This window comes from Variovorax guangxiensis, from assembly GCF_003952165.1.
In the GTDB taxonomy this organism is placed as follows: Bacteria; Pseudomonadota; Gammaproteobacteria; order Burkholderiales; family Burkholderiaceae_C; genus Variovorax; species Variovorax guangxiensis.
Window position 1 is genome coordinate 155,381 of the sequence record NZ_RXFT01000002.1, and the last position, 26,446, is coordinate 181,826.

Below are 26,446 nucleotides of genomic sequence, written 5' to 3' on the forward strand. Positions count from 1 at the left end.
AGGAAGCTCAGCGCCCGATCAGCGCGCAATAGGCTTCGCGCGTCTGCGGGCTCACCGCACGCAGTGCCTGCAGGTACTGCGTCTGGTGCTGCCCGATCATGCGCGCCGACGCCACCGTCTTCGATCGGCAATACCAGTGGCAGGTGTGCTGCAACAGGAACAGCTCGGCCGACATCATGTAGGCCTTGGACTTGGGTGTGCGGCCTGCTTCGTTGCGCATCACGCCGGCGATGCCGCGTGCGTGGATGAGCAACGCCTGGCGCATGTCGAAGGCCGCCGACGGAAAGAACTGGGTGAAGAGCGGAATGGCCACGGGCAGCTTGCTCACGCGGGTGACGGGTTCGGGCATGCGCGAGAACTCGGCTGCGAAGCCATCGATCTGGCCGGAGAGTTTTTCCTCTGTGCTGTCCAGGATCTGCCAGATCTGGCGGCGGCGCTCGGCGTCGTCCTCGCCGAGGCAGCGCATGTAGCCGGATGTGAGGCTCTCCATCAGCTTTTCGATCTGATAGCGGCCGAGGTGGCTCGCCAGCAGGGCGATGCGCAGGCGTTGTTCCCTGGACTTGAGGATGTAGAAGCCGGCGGCGACGAGCGCCACCAGGGTGAGGATTTCCATGGATGCGGGAGAAGGAGAAAAAGGAAAAGGCGGGAAGCGGTACCGAGTGTAGGCACCGCGAACCCGCCTTCGCTTCCGGTTTCTCGAAGAAGTCCGGCTACCGGAAGAAATCGAGGATCCGGTTGCGTTCCTCCGGCGGGGGCGGCGCACCGACGGGCGCGCCGGTGAGCTGCTCGACCGGCGGCGGCAGCGTGTCGCTGCTCTCCAGGCCCAGGCTCGCCACGTTGTGGCCCGGCGTGAAATCGTCGAAGTACCACTCGCCGTCGATGCTCACCACGCCCTCGGGCTGGGCCGGGTGAGTCACGGGCACGCCCTGCAGCGCGGTCTGCATGTAGCCGGTCCAGATCGGCAGGCTCAGGCTGCCGCCGGTCTCGCCGCGCACGCCGAGCTGGCGCGGCGTGTCGTAGCCGACCCATGCGATGCCCACCATGGTCGGCTGGAAGCCCGCGAACCAGGTGTCGAAGGAGTCGTTGGTGGTGCCGGTCTTGCCGTAGAGGTCGTCGCGCTTGAGTGCCTGGTAGGCCTTGAAGCCGGTGCCGTTTCGCACCACGCTCTGCAGCAGCGAGTCCATGATGAAGGCGTTGCGCTGCGGGATGGCGCGGCGCGATTCGTCGAGCACCGGCGGCTCGGTCTCCATGATGACCTTGTCGCGCAGGTCGGTGACGCGCGTGACGAGGTAGGGATTGACGCGGTAGCCGCCGTTGGCGAACACCGAGTAGCCCACTGCCATCTGCATCGGCGTGACCGAGCCCGCGCCCAGGCCCATCGGCAGGTTGGCGGGCTGCTTGTCCTTGTCGAAGCCGAACCTGGTGACCCAGTCCTGCGCATAGGGAGTGCCGATGGACTGCAGCACGCGCAGCGTGACGAGGTTCTTCGACTTCATCAGGGCGGTGCGCAGCGGCATCGGGCCTTCGTAGGTGCCCTCGAAGTTCTTCGGCTCCCAGGGCTGGCCGCCGTTGGCGCTGGCGTCGAAGTAAAGCGGCGCGTCGTTCACCACGGTAGCGGGCGTGAAGCCTTTCTCGAGCGCGGCCGAGTAGATGAAGGGCTTGAAGCTCGAACCCGGCTGGCGCCAGGCCTGCGTCACGTGGTTGAACTTGTTCTTGCCGTAGTCGAAGCCGCCCACCAGCGCCTTGATGGCGCCGCTGCGCGGATCCATGCCGATGAAGGCACCCTCCACCTCGGGCAGCTGCGTGATTTCCCAGGTGTTCTTCGGCGTCTTCGCCACGCGGATGACCGCGCCGCGGCGGATCTTGATGTTGGGCGGCGCCTTCGCAGCAAGGCCCGATTGCGCCGGTTTCAAACCATCGCCCGTGATCTGGATGGTTTCGCCGTTCGCGCGCACCGCGCTGATTTCCTTCGCGCTCGCATCGAGCACCACGGCCGCGATCACGTCGCCGTTATCGGGATGCTCGGCCAGCGCGTCGTCCACCGCTTCGTCGATTTCCTTCTGCTCGCTCGGCAGGTCGACGAACTTCTCGGGCCCGCGGTACGGCTGGCGGCGTTCGTAGTCCATGATGCCCTTGCGCAGCGACCTGTACGCCGCAGCCTGGTCGGCCGCCACGATCGAGGTGTAGACCTTCATGCCGCTGGTGTAGATGCTGTCGCCGTACTGCGCGTACATCATCTGGCGCACCGTCTCGGCAACGTACTCGGCATGCAGCCGGTTGGGGTCGGCCGCATCGCGCAGGTGCAGCTCTTCCTTCTTCGCGGCGGCCGCCTGCTCGGCGGTGATGAAGCCGGTCTCCTGCATGCGGTCGATCACATACAGCTGGCGCGCACGCGCGCGGCGCGGGTTGGCCACCGGGTTGTTCGCACCGGGCGCCTTCGGCAGGCCGGCCAGCATCGCGGCCTCGGCGATGGTGATGTTCTGCAGCGGCTTGCCGAAGTAGGTTTCGGCCGCGGCGGCGAAACCGTAGGCGCGGTTGCCGAGGTAGATCTGGTTCAGGTAGATCTCGAGGATCTGGTCCTTCGTGAGCTGCTGCTCCAGCCGCATGGCCAGCAGGATCTCGTAGGTCTTGCGGCTCATGGTCCGCTCGGATGTCAGGTACACGTTGCGCGCCACCTGCATGGTGATGGTCGAGGCCCCCTGCTTGCGGCCGCCCTTCAGGCTGGCGACCGCTGCACGCAGGAAGCCCTTGTAGTCCACGCCGCCGTGGTCGTAGAAGCGCGCGTCCTCCACGGCCAGCACGGCGTCCTTCATCACCTTGGGAATGTTGGCGAAAGGCGTGAGGTTGCGGCGCTCCTCACCGAACTCGCCGATCAGCTGGCCTTCGGTCGAGTACACGCGAAGCGGCAGCTTGGGGCGGTAGTCGGAAAGCTCCGAGACGTCGGGCAGCTTCGGGTAGATGGTGACGACCGCGACGATGGCCGCGACCAGCACCACCAGCGCGCCGGAGCCGACACCGATGGCGCCCCAGCCGGCGATGCGCTTCCAGTCGAGGCGGGAATCGCGCGGCGCCGCGCCGTCGTCGCCGGGGGCCTTGGAGTTTGAGCGTTTGAACATGGGAAATGCCTGTTTGGCTAGCGAAAGGGTTGGAGCCGCGGCGCGCCTGCGCGTTCCGGCTTCCGGAGCGCGAACGTGCCTTGCCGCGCAGCACGCTGCGCGCAATGCATCGCGTCGAAGTACTTGTCGTGGTCGAAGGCGATAAGAAGAAGATCCACCCCGGCGTCGAGGGCACGGACGGTGGCGTCGCAAAGACCGCGGTTGTAGGCCGCGGCCATCGTGAGATCGTCGGTGACGAGCAGGCCCTGGTAGCCCCATTCGCCTCGGATCACCCGCTGCACGATTTTGCGCGAGAAAGAGACCGGATAAGCGGCGTCGAGTTCCTCAAGGATGACATGGCCCAGCATGATGGCCGCATCCGAATGTTTCGATACGTCTTGAAACGGCTTCCAGTCGTGCGCCGCGAGCCGGGCGACCGGCGTGCGCAGTTCGGCGGCGAAATGGTGGGTGTCCTCGGTCACGCCGGCCAGGCCGGGAAAGTGCTTGAGCGTGCCTCGCACGCCTGCCGACTCGAGGCCCAGTTCGTAAGCGAGCGCCACCTGCGCGGTGACCGCCGGGTCGGCCGAGATGGCGCGTTCGTCGATGCGGGTGTGGAAGTCCCAGCGGCCCGGCGCACGGCCGGTGCGCAGGTCCACCACCGGGCTGAAGTTGAGCGTGACGCCCAGATCGGCGAGCGCCCTGCCCTGCTGCGCGCCGTAGGCATGGGCGCGCTGGGCGAGTTCGTCTTCTGGCAGATCGGCATCGAGAAGCGAGGCGAGCGCGGGCTGGCGTTCGATCAATGGGGACAGGCGGGAGACAGCGCCGCCTTCCTGGTCGGTCGCGACGATCAGCGGCGGCAGGCCGGCCGAACGGCGCAGCGCCTGCAGGCCCGCGATCTCGTCGCGCAGCTCTTCGGCCGTGCGGCCCCTGACATTGCGGCCGGTGACGAAGATGCCGCCGATCAGTCCCTTGCGTGCCAGTTCGCGCAGCTCCCTCGCGTCGTCATAGCCGACGATGAAATGCGCGCCCACCGCCTGCGCGAGCGGGCCCTCCATCGCATTCACCTCGGCGCGATGCTGGCGCGACATCGCTTCGTTGCACAGCGCCGTGAGCAGGGCTGCGAATGCCAGTCCCAGTGCCACGGGCCGCAGCCTGCCCCGTGCGTAGCGCCATGCGAGCGCGATGCCCGCAAGAAGAAAAGCCGGCAGCAGCGGCAGTTCCCAGGCACGCATGAAGCGCAGGTGCGGGTCCTTCAGGTGCCAGGCCCAGAACCACAGCACGGCCAGCGCCAGCCAGCCCGACGCACCAGCGATGACCCGCAGCAGCCTCATGCGGCCGTCTGCGCTTCGGGCACAGCCACGGGCGCAGCTTCGCTGCGACGCGAGAGCGCGTACCAGTCGACCTTGCGCGTCACGAGCATCAAGGTGGCCAGCATGCCGAAGATCAGCAGCGCGCCCAGCAGCAGCGCATTGCTTTCCGAAGCCAGCAGGCCGTAGAGCGCGCCATACAGCAGCGCCACGAAAGCGCCGAACGAGAGGCCGCGCTGCCACCCGCCGAGCACCGCGCTGAAGTACACGGCCAGCAGCGCGACGCTTGCCGAGGCGGCGCCCGCGTACGCCATCCAGAAGGCGAACTTCTCGGACAGCGCCAGCAGCAGCAGGAAGAAGAGCGCGATCGACAGGCCCACCAGGCCGTACTGGATCGGATGCAGGCGCAGCTTGCGGAACAACTCGAACATGAAGGCGGCCATCAGCACCAGGCCGATGAAGAGCACGCCGTACTTGCCCGCACGCGTGCTCATCGAATAGACGTTGATGGGCTGAGCGAGCGATACGTCGAAGGTCTGCAAAGGGCCCAGGTTGCGACGTGCCGGGACAGCGGGGGCAGCCATCGCTGCCACGTCGGCGCTGCTGGCCACATCCACTGCGCCGCCCCGGCCCGAGAGGCCTGCGCGAACCTGTTCGCGCGCCGAGGTCACGAGCGAGGAAACGCGCCAGTGGGCATCGAAGCCCTGCGGCGTCACGCTGCGCTGGGCCGCGAGAAAGCGGCCGCCGAAGCTGGGGTGTGCCCAGGGCGAGCTCAGGTGCGCGGTCGTTTCTTCGGCGATGGGTGCGATGGCGAGCGTGTCCTGTCCGACCAGGCCCAGCTTCATCTCGAAGGGAATCGGCGTGCCGGCCTGCCACGCGGCGAGCGCGGCCCCGGTGACGGGGGCATGGATGCCGTTGGCGAACCAGGCATCGTCATCCAGGCCGGGCACGCGCTGCCTGAAGCGCAGGGCTTCGCTGCCCATGGTCATGGTCGGCGAGCCATCGAGGCCGCGCAGGTCGCTCACGTTGAAGGCGATGAGCGGGGCCTTGAATTCGATCTTCGAGTCGGTCTCGCTGTGCGACACGGCCTTCGGGTCGAAGGCGGCAAAGCCGCCGCTGAGCGTGGCGTCGAGCGTGTAGAAGGGAATCCTGAAGATGCCGCGATAGCGTTCCTGCGGCGCCATCGTGCCCTCGACGTGCAGCTTGTCGGGGAACACCACGTGGGCCATTTCCTTGCTGCGCGGTTCCTGGCCGATCACCTTGCCCTGCGCGTTGCGCAGCGGCTCCATCCAGCGCTCCACGTAGGGCACCAGCAGCAGCGGGCCGACCATGGTCTGGCGCCCGGCGTAGGTGGCGGCGAGTTCGCTGGCCGCCTCTCGCTGGCTCTCGCCGCGTGCGCGGTTGATCGAATCGATCTCTCCCAGCGGAATGCACAGCAGCAGCAGCAGGAACAGCAGGCCGGCGACCTTGGCCAGCATGGAACTCATCACGACCCTGAGCAACTGAAGCATTTTTTTCTCCTCGTCTGTAGCGGTGGCCGCGATGCTCGCCGCGCGACCCGAAGGCCGTGTGAAGGGCCCGGGCCGCCTCGCTTCACACAGACTTCACACAGCGGATGCGGGCGGTCCACGACTTCAAGACGCCTTCCAACTGGCTTCTCGCGCGCTGGAGAAAGTTGCGGCCGTGCAAGTTCGCACGGACAAGGACCCCCGCCATGGATGCCCAAACCACCCCACGTCCCGGCCGCTGGCTCTGGCTCGCCACCGTGAGCCTGGCGACCGCGGGCTTCATCGCCATGGGCGTGCGCCCGGCGCACGCTCAGGAAGCGCCCGCCGGTCCGCGCCTGAAGACCGAGAGCCCCTATTTCTTCGTGAAGAGCGACGACCCTTCGGTCGACCGCCTGCCGCTCAAGGGCACCGAGGTCTCGGTGAAGATATCGGGCGTGATCGCCGATGTGACGGTCACGCAGACCTACCGCAACGAAGGCCAGCGCGCCATCGAGGCGAAGTACGTGTTCCCCGGCTCGACCAAGGCCGCGGTGAGCGGCCTTAACGTACGGCTGGCCGACCGGCTCATCACCGCGCAGATCCGCGAGAAGCAGCAGGCGCAGATCGAGTACGACACGGCCAAGAAGGAAGGCAAGACCGCCGCGCTGCTCGAGCAGCACCTGCCCAACGTGTTCCAGATGAACGTCGCCAACATCCTGCCGGGCGACGACGTGAAGGTGGAGCTGCGCTACACCGAGCTGCTGGTGCCGCAGTCGGGCAACTACCAGTTCGTGTTCCCGACCGTGGTCGGCCCGCGCTACAACTCGCCGCAGTCGGAGAACGCGCAGGCCAAGTGGGTCGCTCAGCCCACGCTATCCGCGGGCACCGCCGCCGGCACCAGCTTCAGGCTCAAGGCCACCATCGACACGCCGATGGGCATCAAGGAGATCCGCTCGGCCACGCACACCATCGACGTGAAGAAGAGCGACGAGGACCAGCACGCCGACATCGCGCTCGCCGCCGACGGCCGTCCCGCCGACAACCGCGACTTCGTGCTCGACTACCGCCTCGCGGGGGAGAAGATCGAATCGGGCCTGATGCTCTACAAGGGCCAGGGGGAGAACGCCGAGAACTTCTTCCTCGCCATGGTCGAGCCGCCCAAGGCCGTGGCCGCCAGCGCGATCTCGCCGCGCGACTACATCTTCGTGGTCGACATCTCGGGCTCGATGCACGGCTTTCCGCTCGACACCGCGAAGACGGTGCTCGAACGCCTGATCGGCGGCCTGCGTCCCAGCGACACCTTCAACGTGCTGCTTTTCTCGGGCAGCAACAAGATGCTCTCGCCCAAGTCGGTGCCGGCCACGCGCGCCAACATCGAGCAGGCGCTGGCCACCATCAAGAACTACAGCGGCAGCGGAAGCACCGAGCTCATTCCGGCGCTCAAGCGCGTGTATGCAGAACCCAAGGAAGAGAACGTGTCGCGCACCGTGGTGGTGGTGACCGACGGCTACGTGACGGTCGAGCGCGAAGCCTTCGAGCTGGTGCGCAACAACCTGTCGAAGGCCAACGTGTTCGCCTTCGGCATCGGCTCCTCGGTCAACCGCAGCCTGATGGAAGGCATTGCGCGCGCCGGCATGGGCGAGCCCTTCATCATCACCGACCCGGTCCAGGCCCCCGAGCAGGCCGCGCGCTTCCGCCGCATGGTGGAGTCGCCGGTACTCACGAACGTGAAGGCCACCTTCGGCGGGCTCGACGTGTACGACGTGGAGCCGCAGGCGTTGCCCGACGTGCTCGGCGAGCGCCCGGTGATCGTGTTCGGCAAGTGGCGCGGCGAGGCAAAAGGCCGCGTGATCATCGAAGGCCAGGGCGCGAGCGGCCCCTACCGCCAGGAAGTGCGCATCGACGGCAACACCCGCCAGGACACCGCCGCGCTGCGCACGCTGTGGGCTCGCCATCGCATCCAGAGCCTGAGCGACCAGGAGACGCTGGAAGGCGGCACGGCCCTGAAGGACCGCATCACCGAGCTGGGCCTGAAGTACAGCCTGCTCACCCAATACACGAGCTTCATCGCCGTCGACAAGGTGGTGCGCAACGTGGCGCCGCAGAACAGCGCGGACGTGAACCAGCCGCTGCCCCTGCCGCAAGGCGTGAGCGAGCTGGCGCTCGGCGCCGAGGTGCCGAGCACGCCCGAGCCCGAATCGCTGGGTGCCATCGTCGTGGTGCTGTCGATGCTCGCCATGCTGCGCCGCCGCGCGCGCCGCAACGACGCGCGCCGCTTCACCGCCTGACCCGTCCGTAAGAAAGAAAAGAATGTCTCTGGCAATGCTTGCCCACCACCATCCGCGCATCGTGGACTGGGGCATCCACATCGACCGCACGCCGGCTGCCGGCTGGATCGGCCTGCAGTTCATCGCGCTGATGCCCACCTGGGTCTGGATGGCCCAGCGCATGCGCGACGGCTCCGACGATCCGCTGGGCCTGCTGGCGCTGGTCGCGCTCGCGGCGCTGGCCTGGAGCCGCCGGCGCGAGTTGCGCGCGTCGCCCCGGCTGGGCTGGCTCGCGCTGGCCGGCGCGGGCACCGTGCTCGCGACGCTGCTGCGCACGGGGCTCGGCTTCGTGCCCGCGCTGCCACCGCTCGCGGCCGGGCTGGTCGCGGTGCTGGCGCTGGCCTGCGGGCTGCTGGCCTTCCTGCCGCGCAAGGTGGCGGCACTGCCGGTGGCCGGCCTCGCGGTGCTCGCGCTGCCGCTGCTCTCCTCGCTGCAGTTCTATGCGGGCTACCCGCTGCGCGTGGTGACGGCCGAGGTCAGCCGCTGGCTGCTGTCGCCGGGCTTCGAGGTGGCGCGCGAAGGCGCGAGCCTGGCGGTCGATGGCCGGATGGTGATCGTCGATGCGCCCTGCTCCGGCGTGCAGATGGTGTGGCTGGGCTACTTCACGGCCTGCGCGGTCGCGCTGTGGGCTTCGCGCAGCGGCCGGGACTTCATGGCGCGGCTGCCGATGGTCGGCCTGCTGGTGCTTGCCGGGAACATCGTGCGCAACAGCGTGCTGATCGCCTTCGAGGGCGCCGGCCATCCGCTCGCCCCGTGGGCGCACAACACGCTGGGCCTCGTGGTGCTGGCGGTGGTCTGCGGCTCCATCGCCCGGCTGATGGTGCCCGCACGCGCCGAGCCCGAAGCCGCCGAACTGCCCATTCCGGGCCTGATCACCACCCACGGAGGCCGCCATGTCGACACCGTTCTTTGAGCGCTGGTTCGCGAACCATTTCATCAACCGCATCGGACACAAGACGGCTTTCGCGCTGGCGATGCTGATGTGCATGCTGTGGTCGGCCACGGCGGCCCTGCGCACGCCGGCCGAACCGATGGCACCCGCCGTCGCGTCGCACGAATGGCCCAGCGAATGGGACGGCGCCGCGCTGCGCCCGCTGGCCCTGAGCGACGTGGAGCAGCGTTTTGCCGACCGCTTCCCCGGCGCCATCGGCCGCATGACCGACGGCACCCGGACGCTGGTGATGCGCGAGGTCAGCCAGCCCACGCGCATGCTGCACCCGGCCGCCGACTGCTACCGCGCGCTGGGCTACCGCATCGAGCAGGCGCGGCTGGAGCGCGACGCGCGCGAGCGCATGTGGCGCTGTTTTGTTGCTCAACGGCACGGAGCGCAAAAAATCCGCGTCTGCGAGCGCATCGTCGACGCCCGGGGCACGGCTTTCACTGACACTTCAAGCTGGTACTGGGCAGCAGCCAGCGGCCAATCGCATGGGCCGTGGCAAGCTGTCACCGTAGCGAGACCGATCTGAGAAAACTGCCTGTGAAGAAGACCCTGCGATTCGTGCTCTATGGCCTGCTGGCCTTGGTCATTACGGCCTGTGTAGCTATCTTTTTGATAGTCAAGCTGGCGCTCGCGCCGGCTGCCGGCGAATGGAGCACCACGGTGAAGGCAGGGCCGCTGAATTTCGAGATCGGCGTGCCGACGGCGGTGCGCGTGGCCACCTCGACATGGTTCGCGCCGTATCTCGACGGCCGCTCGTTCGACACCCGATTCGGCACCGTGCGCTTCGCCTGGAAGCCGGCCGGCGAACTGCTGGAAATGCAGTGCGCGCCCTGCAGCGCCGAGGTGCCGGCGCTGGGCACCCAGCCGATCCGCGTCGATCGCCTGGTCGCCACGGTGAAGCGCGACGGCAACACGCTCAACGGCACCTTCGAGGCCACGCCGCAGAGCAACGACGCGAGCCAGCTCCAAGGCCACTGGGACGGCAGGCTTATGCCGAAGAACATCCACCTCAACGCCAGCGTGCAGGACGCGCCCATCGCCCGCTGGTACGCGGTGCTGGTGCCCGCCCTGCCGGAGCTGCAGCGCGCGCGCATCGGCGGCACGCTGGCGCTGCGCGGCCAGCTCGTGCTGCCCGAAGCCACCTTCGCGGTGCAGCCGACCATCAGCCAGTTCACCGTGGAAGGGCTGGGCACCGAGGCCATGCTGGGCGCGCGCACCAGCTGCGGCCCCTCGGCGAAGCTGGCCAACGACAGCTGGCTGGCGCGCGCCGTCATCGCCGCCGAAGACCAGCGCTTCTTCACCCACGGCGGCTACGACCTGACGGAAATCCTCGCCTCCATCGACAACAACCAGAAGCCCGGCCAGACGCGGCGCGGCGGCAGCACGCTCACGCAACAGCTCGCCAAACTGCTGGTGACGGGCAGCGACCGCACGGCCGAGCGCAAGCTGCGCGAGCTGCTTTACGCGGTCGAGATGGAGCAGACGCTGGGCAAGGCCCGCATCCTGCAGCTGTACCTGGACAACGCACCCTGGGGCGGCAACCTCTGCGGCGCCGAGGCTGCGGCCAGGCGCTACTTCAGGCGCAGCGCGCGCACGCTGGAGCCGGCACAGGCCGTGTGGCTCGCCGCCATGCTGCACAAGCCGCAGGCCGTGCTCGAGCAATGGCGCCGCGACGGCCAGATCGACGCCGACCGCGTCAAATGGATCGCCGAAGGCATCCGCGGAATCAGCCGCAACCAGCGCGAGGCCCTGCTCAAGAGCGTGGCCGCGGCGAAATTCATGGCGCCGGAGGCCGCAACGCAATGACGAACACAGCCGTGCTGGGCGCCACCGATATCGAAGCCATCGAACGCGCCACCATCGCGGCGGTGTCGCCCGACCTGACCGAGGAAATCGACGGCTGGCTGCTGCCTTTCGCCAGCGGCACCGTCAAGCGCGCCAAGTCGGCCGTGCCGCTGCATCGCGGCGCGGTCGAGGCCGCCACGCTCGACCGCATCGAGGACCGCTACGACAGCCGCAAGGCCGCGCCCGCGCTGCGGCTTGCCGACGCATCCTGCTTCGACAGCCTGCGCGCCGAGCTGGAGCGCAGGCACTACATGGCCGACAGCCCCACCTGCGTGCAGATCGGCTCGGTGCAGCGCATGCGGCAGGTGGCCGCGCCGGGCGGCGCATTGGCCGACGTCGACCGCGCGCCCGACAACGCCTGGTCGGCCCTGTTCCTCGGCGAGGGATTCGACCCCGTGGACGGCGCTCATCGCGTGCGCATGCTCTCGCGCGCCAAGGGCACGCTCTACGCCAGCGTGCGCGAGGGCGGCCGCACCGTGGCCGCTGGCGCGATGGCCTTCGGCCACGGCTGGGCCAGTGTGCACGGCATGCGCACCGACCAGGCGCAGCGCGGCCGGGGCCTCGCGGGGCGCGTGCTGGCCGGGCTGGCGCAGGCCGCGTCGGAACGGGGCTTCGAGCGCGTGTTCCTGCAGGTCGATGCGAACAACCAGGCGGCGCTGTCGCTGTACCGCCGCGCCGGCTTCGGGACACAGTGGAAATACAGCTACTGGCAGCGCCAGCAATGGCCCTGAAGCTGCAGGCCGCACGAGCCGTCGGCTGACAGCGCGCGGGTGGCGCGGCGCGGGCGTTAGTGCCACCATGGACGCATGACGAACGCCAACCACCACGCCAATCACCCCACCGATCCCGTCGCCACGCCGCGCGGCATCGACCACATCGTGGCCGGTGTTTCCACCAGCGATGGCGACGGCGTGAAGCTCACCCGCGTGCTGCAGCAGCCCCTGCAGAAGCGGCTCGACCCGTATCTCATGCTCGACGCCTTCGGCAGCGACAACCCGGGCGACTACATCGGCGGCTTTCCCAACCATCCGCACCGCGGCTTCGAGACCGTCACGTACATGATCGCCGGGCGCATGCGCCACCGCGACAGCGCGGGCCACGAAGGACTGCTGGAAAACGGCGGCGTGCAGTGGATGACCGCCGGCCGCGGCCTCGTGCACAGCGAACTGCCCGAGCAGGAAGAAGGGCTGATGGAAGGCTTCCAGCTCTGGCTGAACCTGCCCGCGAAAGACAAGATGCGCGAGCCCTGGTATCGCGACATCCAGAGCGCGGAGATTCCCGAATTCACCACCACCGGCGGCGCGCGCGTGCGCGTGATCGCGGGCGCGAGCCACGGCATCGAAGGCGCCGTGCGGCGCGAGCACACCGAGCCGCTCTACCTGGACATCGAGTTGCCGCCAAACGCCGAATTCGCGCAGCCGCTGCCGCAGGACCACAACGCCCTGGTCTACGTGTTCCGCGAATCGCTGTGGATCGCGGGCAGCGAGATCCCGACGCGGCGCATGGCCATCCTCGCCAACGACCCGGGCAGCGACGGCGTGGTGCTGCGCGCCGGCGCGACCAACCACAGCCCGGCGCGCGCGCTGCTCATTGCCGGCAGGCCGCTCAACGAACCCATCGCGCAGTACGGCCCCTTCGTGATGAACACGCCCGAGCAGATCCGGCAGGCGGTGCACGACTTCCAGAACGGGAAGCTGGGCTGAGGCTGCTGTAGTCGCCCGCCTACCGGAAGACGGCATCGGGCACGGGCTCCGGTTGCCGCGCGGGCAGCCTAGATTGCGACCATGCCTCCCACGATCCGGAAAGGACAGGCGCCGAAGACGCTGCAGCGCGCCGAGTTCCATGAACGTTTCATGCAGCCCTTTCAAGACCCGGCCTTCCGCGCCGAGGCCGATTCGCTGCGGCGTATCGAACTCATCGCCTGGGAGGCCTACGAGGAAGGGCGCAAGGCGCCCGTTACCCGCAAGGCCGGGCCCGGCTATGCCGACCCCGAGTACGAACTTTCGGTCGACTGGCTCGAGGCCAAGGCGCGCATCGACGCCGCGCAGTCGGCCTGGAGCCAGCCGCAGACGGCGTCACGAGTGCTGCTGGTGATCGGCTCGCCGCGCAACGACGGTACCTGCCCCGGCGAGGTTTCCAAGACCTGGCGGCTGGCGCAGATCGCGCGCGAGGTGCTGGACGGCAGCGGCATCGAGACCGACCTGCTCGACCTGAGCCTGCTGACTTCCGAATACGGCCGGCAGATCCACCCGTGCAAGGGCTGCGTCTCCACCGCCATGCCCTTGTGCCACTGGCCCTGCAGCTGCTATCCGAACCACTCGCTGCGCCAGACCGGCGACTGGATGAACGAGATCTACGAGCGCTGGGTGTCCGCGCACGGCGTGATCCTGCTCACGCCCACGCACTGGTACCAGGCCGCGAGCCCGCTGAAGCTCATGATCGACCGGCTGGTGTGCGCGGACGGAGGCAACCCCGACCCCACCAGCACCCACGGCAAGAAGCCCGATGAGGCCAAGGCGCTGGAGCTGGAGGGCTGGGGCTATCCCAGGCACCTCGACGGCCGCGCCTACGGCGTGGTGGTGCACGGCGACGTGGCCGGCGTGGAGAGCGTGCGCCGCAATCTCTGCGACTGGCTCGACTGGATGGGCCTCATCGAGGCCGGCACGCAATCGCGGCTGGACCGCTACATCGGCTACTACGAGCCCTACGCCACCAGCCATGAGGCGCTCGACGCCGATGCCGACGTGCAGGAGGAAGTGCGCCAGGTGGCCCGCTCCATGGTCAAGGCGGTCGCCGAACTGCGCGCGGGCAGGCTGCAGCCTCCCGACCGCGGACTGAAGCGGCCTCGGCCCAAGTAGGAGGAAAAGAGTCGATAAATCACGCAGGAGGCGGCTTCCACGGGCCCTGTTCATCATTCTTTACGCAAGCTCACGCCGGGCTAACGGATGCGATACAGAGCTCTTCCACACTTCCTCTCACCTGCTGCCCATCGGCGGCGGGCTTCTTCGAAAGGAAGCACTTCTCATGATTTCTCTTCGCCAACGCATCGTCTGGGCCAGCCTGCTCGGTTCGGCCGCCCTCGCCTCCTCGGGCGCCTTCGCTCAAGCGCCGGCTGCCGTTCCCTCCGCAACCGCGCCCACCGCCGCGGTGGCCCAGGCCGACAACGCCGCCGCGCCCAAGGCGCAGCACAAGCGCATGGATCCGGCCCAGCGCATGGAGCGCATGAAGGAACACCGCGCCAAGCGTCTCGCCGCCCTGAAGGAAAAGCTCAAGCTCACCTCGGCCCAGGAAGGCGCATGGAGCACCTTCACCAGCGCGACGCAGCCGCCCGCCGGTCCGCGTCCGCACATGGACCGTGCCGAGTTCGCCAAGCTGACCACGCCCGAACGCCTGGAACGCATGCAGGCCCGCCAGGCCGAACGCAGCGCGATGTTCGCCAAGCGCGCCGACGCCACGAAGACCTTCTATGCCACGCTCACGCCTGACCAGCAGAAGACCTTCGACGCCGAAACCGCTCACTTCGGCGGCCCGCGCGGTCACCACGGCCCTGACGGCGGCCGCCGCGGCGCGCCCCCGGCTCCCGCCAAGAGCTGATCGATCGCCGCACTGCGGCACATAAAAAGCCCGCAACGCGAAAGCGCTGCGGGCTTTTTCATGGGCGCACGGGATCGGCCTTCGTGCCTACTTCGGCGTCCCCGTCTTGTCCGTCGGGTTCGTCACAACGTCCGGGCGCTCGCCCTTCTGGCCGAAGCGCGGCGTCACCTTGCGCCCGCTCTGGCTGACCTCGGCGCGCGACATCTCGCCTGTCGGCTGCGGCATGGCGTTGGGCTGGTGGTTCACCGTGGTCGTCACCTCGCCCTTGGGCACCGGGTTGTTGGCGTTGTTGCGGTTGTGCGCGCGGGCCTCGGCCTTCACCGACTCGCGCGACAGCGGCATCGAGTTGTCGGGGCGCTGCGGCGGGTTGGCGACGCCGGCCGGCGTCATGGTGCTCGCTTCGCCGCCCACGGAGGGATCGGGCTGGGCGGGAATGGACGTGGTCTGCGCCATGGCGATGCCCGCCGCGCCCAGCAGCGTGGCAAGAACGGTGGCGTGGAAAGCGGTCTGGTGTTTCATGGGTACTCCTTGTGGCTTGTTCCTTGAAAGGCGGGCTGCCTTTTTCCGAACCGTGAATCCACCGTAGGAGCCCCGGATTTCCGTCCGTGTGAGGGTGCGGCAGGCATGCCTGTAGGAACCGGCCGTCCAGGCACGAAGGCGGACGAAGGCGGCGGCGGGATGGCGGCGGGAAGAAGTTGGCGCGTTCCTACAGTCAGGAAGGGCGCGGCCACGTACAACCGGCATGACGATGTCTTCCTCGCCCATCATTCCCGACGCCACCGATGTCGCCAGTGCCGAAGCGGCAGCGCCGGTCACGCCGACCTCGCTCAAGGTCATGACGGTGAACACCCACAAGGGCTTCACCGCGCTCAACCGCAGGTTCATCCTGCCCGAACTGCGCGACGCGGTTCGCACCGTGGGGGCCGACGTGGTGTTCCTGCAGGAGGTGCTGGGCACGCACTCGCGCCATTCGCGCAGGGTGAACAACTGGCCCGAGGCGCCGCACTACGAATTCCTGGCCGACACCATGTGGCCGCAGTTCGCCTACGGCCGCAACGCGGTGTATCCGAAAGGCCACCACGGCAACGCGGTGCTCTCCAAATTTCCCATCGTGCATTTCCGCAACCACGACGTGTCGGTGAGCGGCCCCGAGAAGCGCGGCCTGCTGCACTGCGTGCTGCGGCTGCCGGGCCGCGTGGTCGACGTGCATGTGATCTGCACCCACCTCGGCTTGGCCGAGGCGCACCGGCAGCAGCAGCTGGAGCTGCTGTGCCACATCGTGCGCGACGAGGTGCCTTCCGACGCGCCGCTGATCGTGGCCGGCGACTTCAACGACTGGCGCGGCCGCGCGCACGACATCCTCGAAAAAGGCGCTTCGTTGCGCGAGGTGTTCGTGCACGCCACCGGCCGTGCGGCCCGGACCTTTCCGGCGCGCTTTCCGGTGCTCTCGCTGGACCGCATCTACGTGCGCAACGCCGGCGCGCATGCGCCGGTGGTGCTGCCGCGAAGGCCATGGTCGCATCTTTCGGACCACGCGCCGCTGGTGGCGGACATCGACCTGTGAGCACCGCGACCATGAACGAAGGCAGCAACAACATCAACGGCAACCATTGGATCGCCGGCAACCGCATCGGCCTGCTGGAAAACGGCGAGGAGTTCTTTCCGCGCGTGTTCGAGGCCATTCGCCGGGCGCGGCGCGAGGCCATCGTCGAGACCTTCATCCTGTTCGAGGACAAGGTCGGCCTGCAGCTGCACGCCGCCATGCGCGAGGCAGCGCTGCGCGGCGTGAAGGTCGACCTGATGATCGACGGCTTCGGCTCGCCCGACCTTTCGCGCGAATTCATCGAGGGGCTGACCTCGGCCGGCGTGAAGGTGCGCGTGTTCGACCCGGGCCGCCGCTTCATGGGCCAGCGGCTCAACGTGTTCCGCCGCATGCACCGCAAGATCGTGGTGATCGACGGCGAGCGCGCATTCGTCGGCGGCATCAACTACTCGGCCGACCATCTGCTCGACTTCGGCCCCATGGCCAAGCAGGACTACGCGGTGGAACTCGAAGGCCCGATCGTGGGCGAGATCCACCAGTTCGTGCTTCGCGCCATCGCACTCGGCGGCAAGGGTGCGGGCTGGTTCCGCCGCAGGCTGCGCCAGCTGCCCGATGCGAGGCATGCGCAGTCCGCCGGCACGGCCGACGCGATGTTCGTCACGCGCGACAACCGGCGCCACACCAACGACATCGAGCGGCAGTACCGCGCCGCGATCCGCGCCGCGCGCGAGCGCATCGTGATCGCCAACGCATATTTCTTTCCGGGCTATCGGCTCATCAAGGAACTGCGGCGCGCGGCGCGGCGCGGCGTGGACGTGCGGCTCATCCTGCAGGGCGAGCCCGACATGCCGATCGTGAAGACCGCGGCCAGCATGCTCTACCACCACCTGCTGCACGCGGGCGTGCGCATCTACGAATACTGCGACCGCCCGCTGCACGGCAAGGTCGCGCTCATGGACGGCAGGTGGAGCACCGTGGGCTCGAGCAATCTCGATCCGCTGAGCCTCTCGCTCAACCTCGAGGCCAACGTGGTCGTGCGCGACGAGGCCTTCAACAACGTGCTGGCCGAGCGCATGGAGAGGTTGATGCAGCACAGCTGCAAGCAGGTGCAGGCGGCCGACCTCGCCAGCGAATGGAGCGGCTGGCGGCTGGTGCGCAGCTTCTTCGTGTTCCACATCCTGCGCTGGTACCCGGCCCTGCTGGGACGACTGCCACGCCACGTCCCGCGCCTGACGCCGGCCGAAGCCACCGACCTCGCGAGCCGGCGCGACACCGGGCGCAGCAACCCGACGGGCGGCGCCACGCAGACGGAAGCGGCCTGAACGGCCCGGACCGCCCGAACCGCAACAGGAGCGCCTTCCGATGAGCACCCTGGCCCTTTCGCGCCACAGCTGGTGGCCCTGGGCCCGCCGCGCGGCGGTGTGGGGCTTCTTCGCGCTGATCGCGTGGCTGCTGGTGCGGCAGGCGCTCGTCATCGACTGGGAGGACGTGCTCGACGCGATCCGTGCGCTGCCCGCGGTTTCCCTGCTCGCGGGGGGCGCCCTGGCGGCCTGCAGCTTCGCCCTCTACAGCACCTACGACCTGCTGGGCCGGCACATCACGCGGCACCGCCTGGGCACGGGCACGGTGATGGGCGTGACCTTCATCAGCTACGCCTTCAACCTCAACCTCGGCTCGCTGGTGGGCGGCGTGGCCTTCCGCTACCGGCTCTATTCGCGGCTGGGGCTTTCCAACGACACCATCACGCGCGTGCTCGGCTTCAGCATGCTGACCAACTGGCTGGGCTACCTCGTGGTGGCCGGCGCCGCCTTCTGCTTCTGGCCGATGACGCTGCCGCCCGAATGGAAGATCGGCAGCGAGGGCCTGCGCGTCCTCGGCGCGACGCTGCTGGTGGTCGTGCTGGCCTACCTGGTGATGTGCGCCCTGGCGCGCGGCCACGTGTGGCGCGTGCGCGGGTTCGGGCTCAAGGTGCCAGGGTTCGGCATGGCGCTGCTGCAGCTCGCGATGTCGTGCGCCAACTGGTCGCTGATCGGCGGCGTGATCTGGTTCCTGCTGCAGGGGCAGGTGGCCTATGCGCAGGTGCTCGCGGTGCTGCTCGTGGCGGCGGTGGCCGGCGTCCTCACGCACGTGCCGGCGGGACTCGGCGTGCTGGAGGCGGTGTTCGTCGCGCTACTCTCGCACGAGGTGCCGCAGGCGCAGCTGCTCGGCGCGCTGCTGGCGTACAGGGGGCTTTACTACCTGCTGCCTCTGGCGGTGGCCGCGCTGGGCTACCTGCTCACCGAGGCGCGGGCCAGGCGGCTGCGCGCGCCCGCGCTGCGTGGCCGGCGCTAGCTAGAAGTGATACGTGTAGCGCAGCCGCACGAAATTCTCGCCCGGGTTGGGCTTCTTGATGCCGCCGTTGGAGAAGTGCTGCAGCCGCAGCGTCAGCTCGTGCGCGCCGTGCTCGCCGAAGCTGCGCCCGATGCCGATCACCTCGGTGAACTGGAAGGCGGTGCTGAAGCTGCGGTCGGGCGTCCTGTAGACGTGGTCCATCACGCTGCCGCCGACGCCGCCTTCGGCAAACCAGGGCGAACCGCCGTGGTCGAAGCGGTAGCGCCAGGTGTAGATGGCGCCGATCTGCGCGTAGTCGTGCGGGCCTTCGCCCAGCGCGGGTGCGTGCCAGTTGCTCAGGAAGATGTCCCAGTAGGTGGTGAGCGCCCCTTCGTGCACTGGCTCGCGCGGCGACCACGGAATGGTCATGCCCAAGGTGGCCGAATCGGTGCTGCCCATTTCGCCATGCGGGGCACGGCCCCCTTCGACATAGAAACCGCGCGCGCTGTCTTCGAATGCGTGGGCGGCGGTGCCCGACAGGCCCAGAAGGCCCGCCAAGAGGGCCGATCCGGCAAGGGACGCGCAGGTGTTGAATCTCATGATGCGACTCGCCAATGCACTAGGTGGAAATGAGGAGCTCATCTTCAATTTCCGCCGCATCCGGCATTCGCCGGGCACGTAATTTCCACATCGGAAAGTAGGACTTGATCAACAAAAATGCAGGTCCGATTCCGTTGTGAGCAAACCTCCGCGGCCGGCCGCGCCTATAGTGGCCCGACCCCATTCCACGCGCTCTGGCGCGGCCTCCCACATGTCGTCTTCCAGTTCAGTCGCCCGCCTCTCGGGCCCGCTCATGCAGCAATGGTTCGACCTGGCGCTCAAGACCCACGAGATGCTGCTGTCCTCCGGCCTCGTGATCGGCATGCGCACCGAGCGCATGGCCCGCGCGGGGCTCGCGCCCAGCGCGGACGACCTTGCCGAGTTCCAGCTCATGGGACAGGAAAAGCTCGATGCCGCGAGCGAGTCGGGCTTCGCGATGGCCCGGCAGTGGCACAGCAGCCACTTCTCTCTGGCCAACCGGGTGCTGCAGCAATGGCTGCGGAGCACGACGGCCTTCTTCTCGCTCGCGGGCAGCGTCACGCCCGCGCAGGCGGCCGCGCACGGCGACGCCTTCGTGCAATCGGCGGCGGATACGGTCGATGCGGCGGGCGAGTTGCCCGAGATCGCGGCGCGCATCGCGCGCCAGGGCCTCACGCCCATCCACGCCGCCGCCACGTCGAACGCGCGCCGGCTGTCGGGGCTCGAGGAGTCCTGAGCCTCTTCCTTCAGGTTCAGGCCTTCGCCGGCACCAGCGTCAGCAGCGTGATCTCCGAAGGCGCGCCGAAGCGCTTGGGCGGACCCCAGTAGCCGGTGCCCCGGCTCACGTAGACCCACATGTCGTGCAGGCGGTGCAGGCCGGCCGTGAAGGGCTGCTGCATCGGCACGAAAAGATTCCACGGAAAGAACTGGCCGCCGTGCGTGTGGCCCGACAGCTGCAGCTGGTAGCCGGCCGCAGCCGCCAGCGGCGCACTGCGCGGCTGGTGCGCCAGCAGCACGCGCGTGTGCACCAGCGGCGGCGCGTCGTGCAGCGCCAGGTGCGGGTCGCTGGCGTGCGCCGCGTCGAAATGTCCGGCGGTGAAGTCGGTCACGCCGGCCAGCACCAGCGCGCTTTCGAAGAGCTCTTCGTCGGTCTGCGCGCCGCGCACGTTGCGCGTCTGCAGCACCACGTGCTCGTTGAGCAGCACCTTCAGGCCCAGCCGGCGCAGCTCGTCGATCCAGGCATGCGCGCCCGCGTAGTACTCGTGGTTGCCCGTGACCACGAAGGTGCCGTGCCTCGCGCGCAGCCCGGCCAGCGGCGCGATGTGCTCGCGCAGCTCGGGCACGCTGCCGTCGACCAGGTCGCCGGTGATCGCGATGGCGTCCGCGCCCAGGCGGTTCACCGCGTCGACGATGCGCTGGATGTAGCTGTTGCGGATCGTCGGCCCCACGTGGATGTCGCTGAGCTGCGCGATGCTGAAGCCTTCCAGCGCCTGCGGCAGGCCGCGGATCGGCACCTCCACCCGCTTCACGCCGGCCGTGCGGCGCGCGTTCAGGAAGCCGACGGCCGAGGTGGCCGTGGCCATCGCCAGCACCGCCAGCGCGCTCCACGGCAGCAGCGTGGCCCATTGCACCTGCACGCCGCCGACGGCGCCCGCGAGCCAGGCCAGCAGCAGGCCGGCGTCGCGCACCAGCGTCAGCACGAACATCGAGGAGAACCAGCCCATGCTGATCAGGCCGGTCCACTTGAGCACGCTGCCGTTTCCGGAGCGCTCGCGGGTGCCGCGGCGCGACACGAAAGGCAGGGGAATCGTCGCCGCCGACACCGCCAGCGCGACCAGCGCCAGCGGCCACGCGGGCGTGAGCACGGCGAGCGCGGGCAGCAGGCGCAGCGCGATATAGACGTGCAACAGCGCGGTCAGTGCGCTCAGGGGACGGATCGGCATCGGGGCAAAGGGGTCGGGCGCGGCCCGGGACAGGCCATCTGCAAGGCGCATGCCGCGCATTCAAGACACCGCGAGGCGCATCGGTCGCTATTTTTTCTATAGCGTACGGCGCCCGGATAGCAAGCCTTGTGGCATGGCCCAACCCCGGATTGTGCGCCAGCCGGATGCATGCCGGCGCTCACTTGCGCAGCGCTACTGCACCGTGCGCGTGCCGGCCGAGGCCATGTCGGTGCCGGCCGGCCAGACGAAGGTCGCCTTGGCCGGCGCGCCCTGCGGCACGCGCAGCTCCTGCTTGAGCACCTGGCTGCCGATGCGCGCCTCGACCGTGTAGTTGCCCGGGTCCAGCCGTGCCACCATGAAGGGGCCGCCCGACACCACGTTGTCGAGCAGCGCGGTGCCGCTGCCGTCGCGCACTGTCACGTGCACGTTGGCCGCGAAGTCCGCGCCCTTGTGGTCCTTGATCGCGAATTCGAAGGTGGCGGGCCAGCGCGGCGACACCGTCTCCATCAGCTGGGCCTCGTCGCTGCCGATGCCGCCGCTCATGTATTCGACGCCGTGCGACATGTAGATAGGCGGGTTCACCGTGGCCTGGGCCGACGTCACGGCGCCGAGCAGGACGGCGCCGCAGAACATCGCGGCCGCCAGCGGCCGCATTGCGCGCAGCGAGGATGGAAAACGGGGGGTCATGGTCAGAGTCCTTTCTTTCCTTGGTCGTCGTGGCGAGAAGCCACGCCGCCACTGTGCTGTGCGCGGCTTAGGAAAGTCTGACCTGTGGATGCCCGCGGCGGCGGGCGGGCGCTCGCTGGCTCAGCGCGCCGTGGCGGACGACTGCGCGAGCGTCTGCGTCTGCGGCGGCATCACCGAGGCCATGTCGAAGTTCGACGGCCACACGAAGGAAGCGCGCGCCGGCACGCCAGCGATCACCACCAGCGTCTGCGTCAGCGTCAGGCCGCCGAGCGTCACGTTCACGTCGTAGGCGCCCGGATTCAGGCGCGCGAGCATGTAGGGGCTTTGCGATTCCACGCTCATCACCGTCTGGCCGGTGTATTTCTGGTGGATTTCCACCGCGGCCTTGGCCGGGAAGCCGGGTTTCAGCGCGCCCTTGCCGTCGCTGATGCCCAGCTCGATGGTCGCGGCCCAGCGCGGCGAGACCATTTCCATGAACGCGGCCTCGTCCCTGGCGGCGCCGCCGCACATGTATTCGATGCCCTGCGCCACCTGGATGGGCGGGTTGGTGAACGCATGGGCCGTGCTCACGGCCCCGAGGAATGCTGCTGTGCCGCCCAATACCAGCGCGGCCAGGGGCCGGCGGAGACGCTTAGGGTTCATTGCTGTGTGGTCCTCGAACTTGCGTGACGTGAAATCCGTCGGGGATTTTGCTTAGCAAGAGTCGGGCTAGATATAGCGTTTACGAGGAACGATCTGCGGATCGGAATTGAATGCTATTGTTTTCATAGCTGATGACGGCCGTGTGACGTGGCCCCGCGCTACTTCTGTTCACAAACCTCACGGAAACCCTGATCCGCTCCATCGAGCGCATCCGGGAGTGCGTTCGGCAACAGTGCATGGCGAACGCCTACAGCGGTGCACGCCCGGGCGGGCTAAGAACGACGGCTGCAAACCGCAACGAAGGAGCATTCAGCCATGTCTTGGGAATCGACGATCAACGAATTCAGGCGAGTGGACGCGCAGCGCGAGGACTACCCCGGCGAGCACCTGGTGGTGCTGGGCGTGGGCGTGCTGCTGCTGCTCGCCGCGGGCCGCAGCCGCTCGCTCGTGGCGCGCCTCGCGGCGGGCGCGGCGGGTGGCGCGCTGATCGGCCGCGCCGCCAGCGGCACCGGCGGCATCTCGAAGCTGACGCGGCAGCTGCAGCACACGCTCGAGAAGCAGTTCAACCTCGGCTGTCCCCGCAACGCCACGGGCCACGGCACCAATGTGAAGTGACATTCAGGGGCCGCCGGCACGCATGCCCACCGGTCCCCCGCTCACCCCGGCATGCCGCGCCGCCGCGGCGGCGACGCCATCGCCGGGCGCATCCATCGACAGCCCCGCCAGAAAAGCCGCCAGCACGTCGTTGGCGGCCGCCTGCGTCCGCGCGGGGCCGCGCGACCCGCCGATCAGCACTGCGGCAGCGAAGCGCGCCGGCGCCGAAAGATACAGCGGCACGTCGGTGAAGCCGTAGTGGTTCGCCTCGGCGATCTGGTAGCGGTAGCCGCCTGCCCGCGCATGCCGCACCAGGGCGAGATTGCCGTCCAGGTAGTGCCGCGAATGCCGCGTCTCGCGGTGGTCGCTCTCCAGCAGGAGGAAGGGCACCGGCAGCGCGCCGGTGGCCGCGTGGCCGTACAGCGTGCCGTCGATGTTGGCGACGGCACGGATGCGCGCGTCCTCCATCGCCGCCTCCACCGCGCTGGCGCCACCGAAGGAATGGCCGATCGCCGCGATGCGCCGCGGATCGAGCCGCTGCGACAGGCGCGGGCCGAAGGCCCCGGGCTGACCGACGCGGCCGGCCACGAAGCGAAGGTCCGCCGCCCGCACAGCCTGCCTGGCGCCCATGTAGCGCAGGCGGTCGGGGTCGTCGGGCAGGAAGCGCACGACCGGCGTCGCGAGCCGGCCGTCGGCCAGCTCCACCACCGGCGCCTCGTAGGCATGGTCCAGCGCGAGCACCACGAAGCCGCGGCTGGCCAGGTCGGCAAGAAGGCCGGAATAGAAAGCGCGCGAGGCACCGTAACCCGGCGAGAACAGCACCACCGGCCAGCGTTCCCGCTGCGCCGCCACCGGCGCGTCGAGGCGCGCGTGGGTGTCGATGCGGTCGTAGCGCCGCATCACCAGTCCGGGTATCAGCGAGACGAAGTCCGGCAGCCTCTCGAGGCCGTCGATGTAGCGCGACGGCCCCGCGGCGCCCTCCCCGGCCGCCGCCGGATACCAGGCCTGCACCACCACGCTGCGCCGGTCGTCCGGGTCGGCGGTCGCGTCCTCGGCGCGCTCGCTGTCGACCCAGCGGAACACCTGGGTTCCGACCGCGTAGGGGCCGTGCGGCGCGGGCAGCTCCGGCACAGGCAGGAAGCTCCACGCCAGCAGCGCCGCCAGGGCCAGACCCGCCACGCCGCCACGGCCGAGCCAGGCGAGCGCGCGCGGCGGCAGCGGTGATGGTGCTGGCCGGCCGCGCCTCCAGCCCAGCGCCAGCAGCCCCGCCAGCAACGAATAGACGGGAAGGAACTGCCAGTAGAAGCCCTCGCGCCAGAACTGGAAGGCACAGGCGGCCAGAAGCATCGCCGACACGCCGGAGACCACGCGCGCGCCCACCCGCCTCGTCACCGCGGCGGCCAACGCAAGACCGACCGCGACCAGCACGATCGCGCCATCGAGCACCGACACGGCCTGGGCTCCCTCAGCCCGCGTACCTGGCCAGCATGCCCAGCTTCTCGGCCAGCGCGGCCTGGAAATGCTCGCGCTGCGAGGGCACCCACATCGGAGCGTCGAAGAAGGCGACGATGCGATGGCTCTCGATGCGGATCGTGCCCGCCAGCGGCTCGCACACCGCGAAGCTGTCGCCCTGCACCTCGACCCGGAAGCCCAGCGCCTCGACCTCCTTCAGCTGCGCCTTGAGCGCCTCGCGCAGCACCGCCGCCTGGCCGGCATGCGCAACGACGATCTCCACCGGCCGCAAATCCGGCAGCGGCAGCAGCACCGGCGCGATGAGTTTCGACGGCCCGCCCGCGCCCGGAAAGCGCAGCTTCGCCGCCGCGTCGAGCACCAGCGCGCGCGCCGCCGCGACATCGTCGTCCGCCTCGTAGCCGCTTTGCGCGGTGACGAAGTTGTCGGTCAGCACCTCCACCGACTCCACCCGGCCGTCCGCCGCCACCGCGAGGCGCAGGCTCGTCACGCCCTGCACTTCCTTGAACGGTTTCAGCGGCTGCGCGAGCGAGCGATGGAATCCGGCGATCACCTCGCGCGCGGCCGCTTCGTCCAGCGGCCCCGCGGTCACCACCGGCGAGGCGGCGCGCAGGTGCCCCACCAGCGCGATGCGCCCTTCCAGCGGGTCCATGCTGCCCTGGATGGTCGGCGTGCCGTGGACGATGCGGTCGTCGAACAGCAGCAGCTGGTTGAACCGCGCCGGCACCAGTTCGTACAGCACCTCGCCCTGTACGTGGTGCTTCCTGTAGCTGGGCACGCCGTCGCGCATCAGCAGCGTCTCGCCGCCGGCGAACTTGCGCGACTCCCACCGCGTGAGCGAGTAGACGAAGCCCAGCGTGCCGTTCTGGAAGTCGCTGTGCAGGCCCAGCGTGCAGCCATTGACCATCAGGTGCAGGTTGGGCTCGCCCGTCGGCACCAGGCCGGCGTGCTCCATGCACCACTGCCGCAGGTGCCGGTCGAAGCGCCGCCACAGCGGCTGCGCAAACACCTGCTGCGGCGCCGTGCGCAGGTAGGTGTACATGCGCGGGTCGCAGAAGTACTGCCACTCGATGGCCTGCCGGTAGGCGTTGCCCACCTTCTCGTCGTAGGCCGCGCGCATCGCCTCGGCCTCCGGGAAGAAGTCTGCGGCGACGTGCTGGCGGCGGATCACGCGGCCACCTCGCGCATGTCGCCCAGCGCCACGCGCACCTGGCGGTTGCCGCTGTAGGGCAGCCGCCCGTGTGCCATCAGCAGGTTGTTGACCAGCAGCACGTCGTGGGCCTCGGTGGGTATGCGGACCGAGCACTCCACCAGCACCCGGTCGATGGTGCGCACCCATTCGGCCGGAATGGGGCTGCCGTCGCCGAAGAACACGGTGCGCGGAAACTGGTCGCGGCGGAAGTGCCTGCCCAGCATCGCATCGACCTCGGCCGGCAGCGCGTCGGGGTGGTGCAGCAGGATCTGGTTGAACCACGCCTCGGTGCCGCGCTCGGGAATCCGCAGCACCGCATGGGTGCGGTACGACACGGTGAGGTCGTTCTCGGAGATCGCGTCGATCCCGTGCCCGCTGGCGCCGATCTTCTCGCGCAGCTCGCCCAGGCTTTCGACCTTGAAGAACTGCTGCCAGGAAGTGTCCAGCCCGCGGATGAAGCGGCGCCGGTACATCAGGCCCAGCTCGCGGAAGCGCTCGAGCATCTGCGCCGGCAGCCGCTCGATCACCTGGCGCCCGTCCGAGAGCGTCCACTCGCCACCCTCGGAGGCCGGCTCCAGGCAGAAGAACAGCTGGCGCGAAGGCCAGCTGCGCGTGTGCGAGGCCTCGTTGTGGAAGCGGATCTCCAGGTGCTTCGGATACGGCGTGGCGAAATAGACGTTGTCGCCCGCGCTGGCCAGCGGCAGGTCGCCGTAGTGGCGGTAGAGCGCGTCGCAGGCCGAGCCCGCGCAGTCCTCGAAGCCGGCGAGGCCGCCGACGTCGAAGCCTCGGAACAGCACGTGGCCGTCGCTCCACAGGGCCTCGTCGATGCGCTCGCGGTGCCGGCGGATCCAGGGCGCGAGCGGCTCGTGGGAAGGGGAAGTGATCTGCATG

Annotated in this window: 25 protein-coding genes; 13 read left to right on the forward strand and 12 right to left on the reverse strand. The window is 69.0% G+C overall.

The window, feature by feature from the left end; genetic code table 11:
- Nucleotides 1-7: 7 nt before the first annotated feature.
- From EJP67_RS06445 to creD, 4 genes are all read right to left on the reverse strand, one after another.
- Nucleotides 8-613, reverse strand: a complete 606-nt coding sequence (locus EJP67_RS06445; RefSeq protein WP_126020766.1) for a hypothetical protein — start codon at nt 611-613, stop codon at nt 8-10.
- A gap of 97 nt (nt 614-710) precedes the next feature.
- Nucleotides 711-3,116: a penicillin-binding protein 1A gene (locus EJP67_RS06450; RefSeq protein ID WP_126020768.1), complete on the reverse strand. Its 2,406-nt coding sequence runs from the start codon at nt 3,114-3,116 to the stop codon at nt 711-713.
- Between the two features lie 17 nt (nt 3,117-3,133).
- Nucleotides 3,134-4,426 (reverse strand): glycoside hydrolase family 3 N-terminal domain-containing protein, encoded by a 1,293-nt coding sequence (locus tag EJP67_RS06455; protein ID WP_126020770.1) that lies wholly within the window; start codon nt 4,424-4,426, stop codon nt 3,134-3,136.
- Nucleotides 4,423-5,913, reverse strand: coding sequence for a cell envelope integrity protein CreD (gene creD, locus EJP67_RS06460; protein WP_126020772.1), 1,491 nt, complete (start codon nt 5,911-5,913; stop codon nt 4,423-4,425). The genes EJP67_RS06455 and creD overlap by 4 nt, the downstream gene beginning before the upstream one ends.
- A gap of 203 nt (nt 5,914-6,116) precedes the next feature.
- Between creD and EJP67_RS06465 the strand changes: the two genes are divergently transcribed.
- The 8 genes from EJP67_RS06465 to EJP67_RS06500 all read left to right on the forward strand — a co-directional run bounded on the left by EJP67_RS06465 (nt 6,117) and on the right by EJP67_RS06500 (nt 14,595).
- Entirely contained in the window at nt 6,117-8,177 is a 2,061-nt protein-coding gene (locus EJP67_RS06465) for a VIT and vWA domain-containing protein (protein ID WP_126020774.1), read from the forward strand.
- Nucleotides 8,178-8,199: 22 nt separating this feature from the next.
- Nucleotides 8,200-9,129, forward strand: coding sequence for an exosortase Q (gene xrtQ / locus EJP67_RS06470; protein ID WP_126020776.1), 930 nt, complete (start codon nt 8,200-8,202; stop codon nt 9,127-9,129).
- On the forward strand, nt 9,110-9,682 hold the full coding sequence (locus EJP67_RS06475) for a hypothetical protein (RefSeq protein ID WP_126020778.1): 573 nt from the start codon (nt 9,110-9,112) through the stop codon (nt 9,680-9,682). The genes xrtQ and EJP67_RS06475 overlap by 20 nt, the downstream gene beginning before the upstream one ends.
- Nucleotides 9,683-9,693: 11 nt before the next feature.
- The gene (locus EJP67_RS06480) at nt 9,694-10,962 is read left to right on the forward strand and encodes a biosynthetic peptidoglycan transglycosylase (protein ID WP_126020780.1); all 1,269 of its coding nucleotides are present in this window, start codon (nt 9,694-9,696) and stop codon (nt 10,960-10,962) included.
- The gene (locus EJP67_RS06485) at nt 10,959-11,732 is read left to right on the forward strand and encodes a GNAT family N-acetyltransferase (protein ID WP_126020782.1); all 774 of its coding nucleotides are present in this window, start codon (nt 10,959-10,961) and stop codon (nt 11,730-11,732) included. The genes EJP67_RS06480 and EJP67_RS06485 overlap by 4 nt, the downstream gene beginning before the upstream one ends.
- A 75-nt stretch (nt 11,733-11,807) precedes the next feature.
- Nucleotides 11,808-12,704: a pirin family protein gene (locus EJP67_RS06490; protein WP_126020784.1), complete on the forward strand. Its 897-nt coding sequence runs from the start codon at nt 11,808-11,810 to the stop codon at nt 12,702-12,704.
- Nucleotides 12,705-12,785: 81 nt separating this feature from the next.
- Entirely contained in the window at nt 12,786-13,859 is a 1,074-nt protein-coding gene (locus EJP67_RS06495) for a flavodoxin family protein (protein ID WP_126020786.1), read from the forward strand.
- Nucleotides 13,860-14,025: 166 nt separating this feature from the next.
- Entirely contained in the window at nt 14,026-14,595 is a 570-nt protein-coding gene (locus tag EJP67_RS06500; protein WP_126020788.1) for a Spy/CpxP family protein refolding chaperone, read from the forward strand.
- Between the two features lie 87 nt (nt 14,596-14,682).
- On the opposite strand, the gene EJP67_RS06505 is transcribed toward EJP67_RS06500, so the two are convergent.
- Nucleotides 14,683-15,114, reverse strand: a complete 432-nt coding sequence (locus tag EJP67_RS06505; RefSeq protein WP_126020790.1) for a serine/threonine protein kinase — start codon at nt 15,112-15,114, stop codon at nt 14,683-14,685.
- A 229-nt stretch (nt 15,115-15,343) separates the two neighbouring features.
- Here EJP67_RS06505 and EJP67_RS06510 point away from each other — a divergent pair, with 229 nt between their 5' ends.
- The 3 genes from EJP67_RS06510 to EJP67_RS06520 are packed head-to-tail and all read left to right on the forward strand — an operon-like array spanning nt 15,344 to nt 18,469.
- The gene (locus EJP67_RS06510) at nt 15,344-16,159 is read left to right on the forward strand and encodes an endonuclease/exonuclease/phosphatase family protein (protein WP_126021262.1); all 816 of its coding nucleotides are present in this window, start codon (nt 15,344-15,346) and stop codon (nt 16,157-16,159) included.
- Nucleotides 16,160-16,170: 11 nt separating this feature from the next.
- The gene (clsB, locus tag EJP67_RS06515; RefSeq protein WP_126021263.1) at nt 16,171-17,460 is read left to right on the forward strand and encodes a cardiolipin synthase ClsB; all 1,290 of its coding nucleotides are present in this window, start codon (nt 16,171-16,173) and stop codon (nt 17,458-17,460) included.
- A gap of 40 nt (nt 17,461-17,500) precedes the next feature.
- Entirely contained in the window at nt 17,501-18,469 is a 969-nt protein-coding gene (locus EJP67_RS06520; protein WP_126020792.1) for a lysylphosphatidylglycerol synthase domain-containing protein, read from the forward strand.
- On the opposite strand, the gene EJP67_RS06525 is transcribed toward EJP67_RS06520, so the two are convergent.
- Complete coding sequence (locus tag EJP67_RS06525; protein WP_126020794.1) at nt 18,470-19,048, reverse strand: acyloxyacyl hydrolase; 579 nt, start codon at nt 19,046-19,048, stop codon at nt 18,470-18,472. It lies immediately after the preceding gene.
- A 211-nt stretch (nt 19,049-19,259) separates the two neighbouring features.
- Here EJP67_RS06525 and EJP67_RS06530 point away from each other — a divergent pair, with 211 nt between their 5' ends.
- Complete coding sequence (locus EJP67_RS06530; protein ID WP_126020796.1) at nt 19,260-19,763, forward strand: polyhydroxyalkanoate granule-associated phasin; 504 nt, start codon at nt 19,260-19,262, stop codon at nt 19,761-19,763.
- Between the two features lie 16 nt (nt 19,764-19,779).
- On the opposite strand, the gene EJP67_RS06535 is transcribed toward EJP67_RS06530, so the two are convergent.
- From EJP67_RS06535 to EJP67_RS06545, 3 genes are all read right to left on the reverse strand, one after another.
- Nucleotides 19,780-21,030 (reverse strand): metallophosphoesterase, encoded by a 1,251-nt coding sequence (locus EJP67_RS06535; protein WP_126020798.1) that lies wholly within the window; start codon nt 21,028-21,030, stop codon nt 19,780-19,782.
- A gap of 132 nt (nt 21,031-21,162) precedes the next feature.
- On the reverse strand, nt 21,163-21,657 hold the full coding sequence (locus EJP67_RS06540) for a hypothetical protein (protein WP_126020800.1): 495 nt from the start codon (nt 21,655-21,657) through the stop codon (nt 21,163-21,165).
- Between the two features lie 120 nt (nt 21,658-21,777).
- The gene (locus EJP67_RS06545; RefSeq protein WP_126020802.1) at nt 21,778-22,299 is read right to left on the reverse strand and encodes a hypothetical protein; all 522 of its coding nucleotides are present in this window, start codon (nt 22,297-22,299) and stop codon (nt 21,778-21,780) included.
- Between the two features lie 315 nt (nt 22,300-22,614).
- Between EJP67_RS06545 and EJP67_RS06550 the strand changes: the two genes are divergently transcribed.
- Nucleotides 22,615-22,914 carry a hypothetical protein gene (locus EJP67_RS06550; protein WP_126020804.1) on the forward strand — a complete coding sequence of 100 codons (300 nt, stop codon included), beginning with the start codon at nt 22,615-22,617 and terminating at the stop codon, nt 22,912-22,914.
- A 3-nt stretch (nt 22,915-22,917) separates the two neighbouring features.
- Here EJP67_RS06550 and EJP67_RS06555 read toward each other — a convergent pair whose 3' ends face one another.
- From EJP67_RS06555 to EJP67_RS06565, 3 genes are read right to left on the reverse strand one after another with little or no spacing between them, the layout of a single operon-like run.
- On the reverse strand, nt 22,918-24,345 hold the full coding sequence (locus tag EJP67_RS06555) for an alpha/beta hydrolase family protein (protein WP_126020806.1): 1,428 nt from the start codon (nt 24,343-24,345) through the stop codon (nt 22,918-22,920).
- A 13-nt stretch (nt 24,346-24,358) separates the two neighbouring features.
- Entirely contained in the window at nt 24,359-25,534 is a 1,176-nt protein-coding gene (locus EJP67_RS06560; RefSeq protein WP_126020808.1) for a hypothetical protein, read from the reverse strand.
- Nucleotides 25,531-26,445, reverse strand: a complete 915-nt coding sequence (locus EJP67_RS06565; protein WP_126020810.1) for a TauD/TfdA family dioxygenase — start codon at nt 26,443-26,445, stop codon at nt 25,531-25,533. The genes EJP67_RS06560 and EJP67_RS06565 overlap by 4 nt, the downstream gene beginning before the upstream one ends.
- Nucleotide 26,446 lies beyond the last annotated feature (1 nt).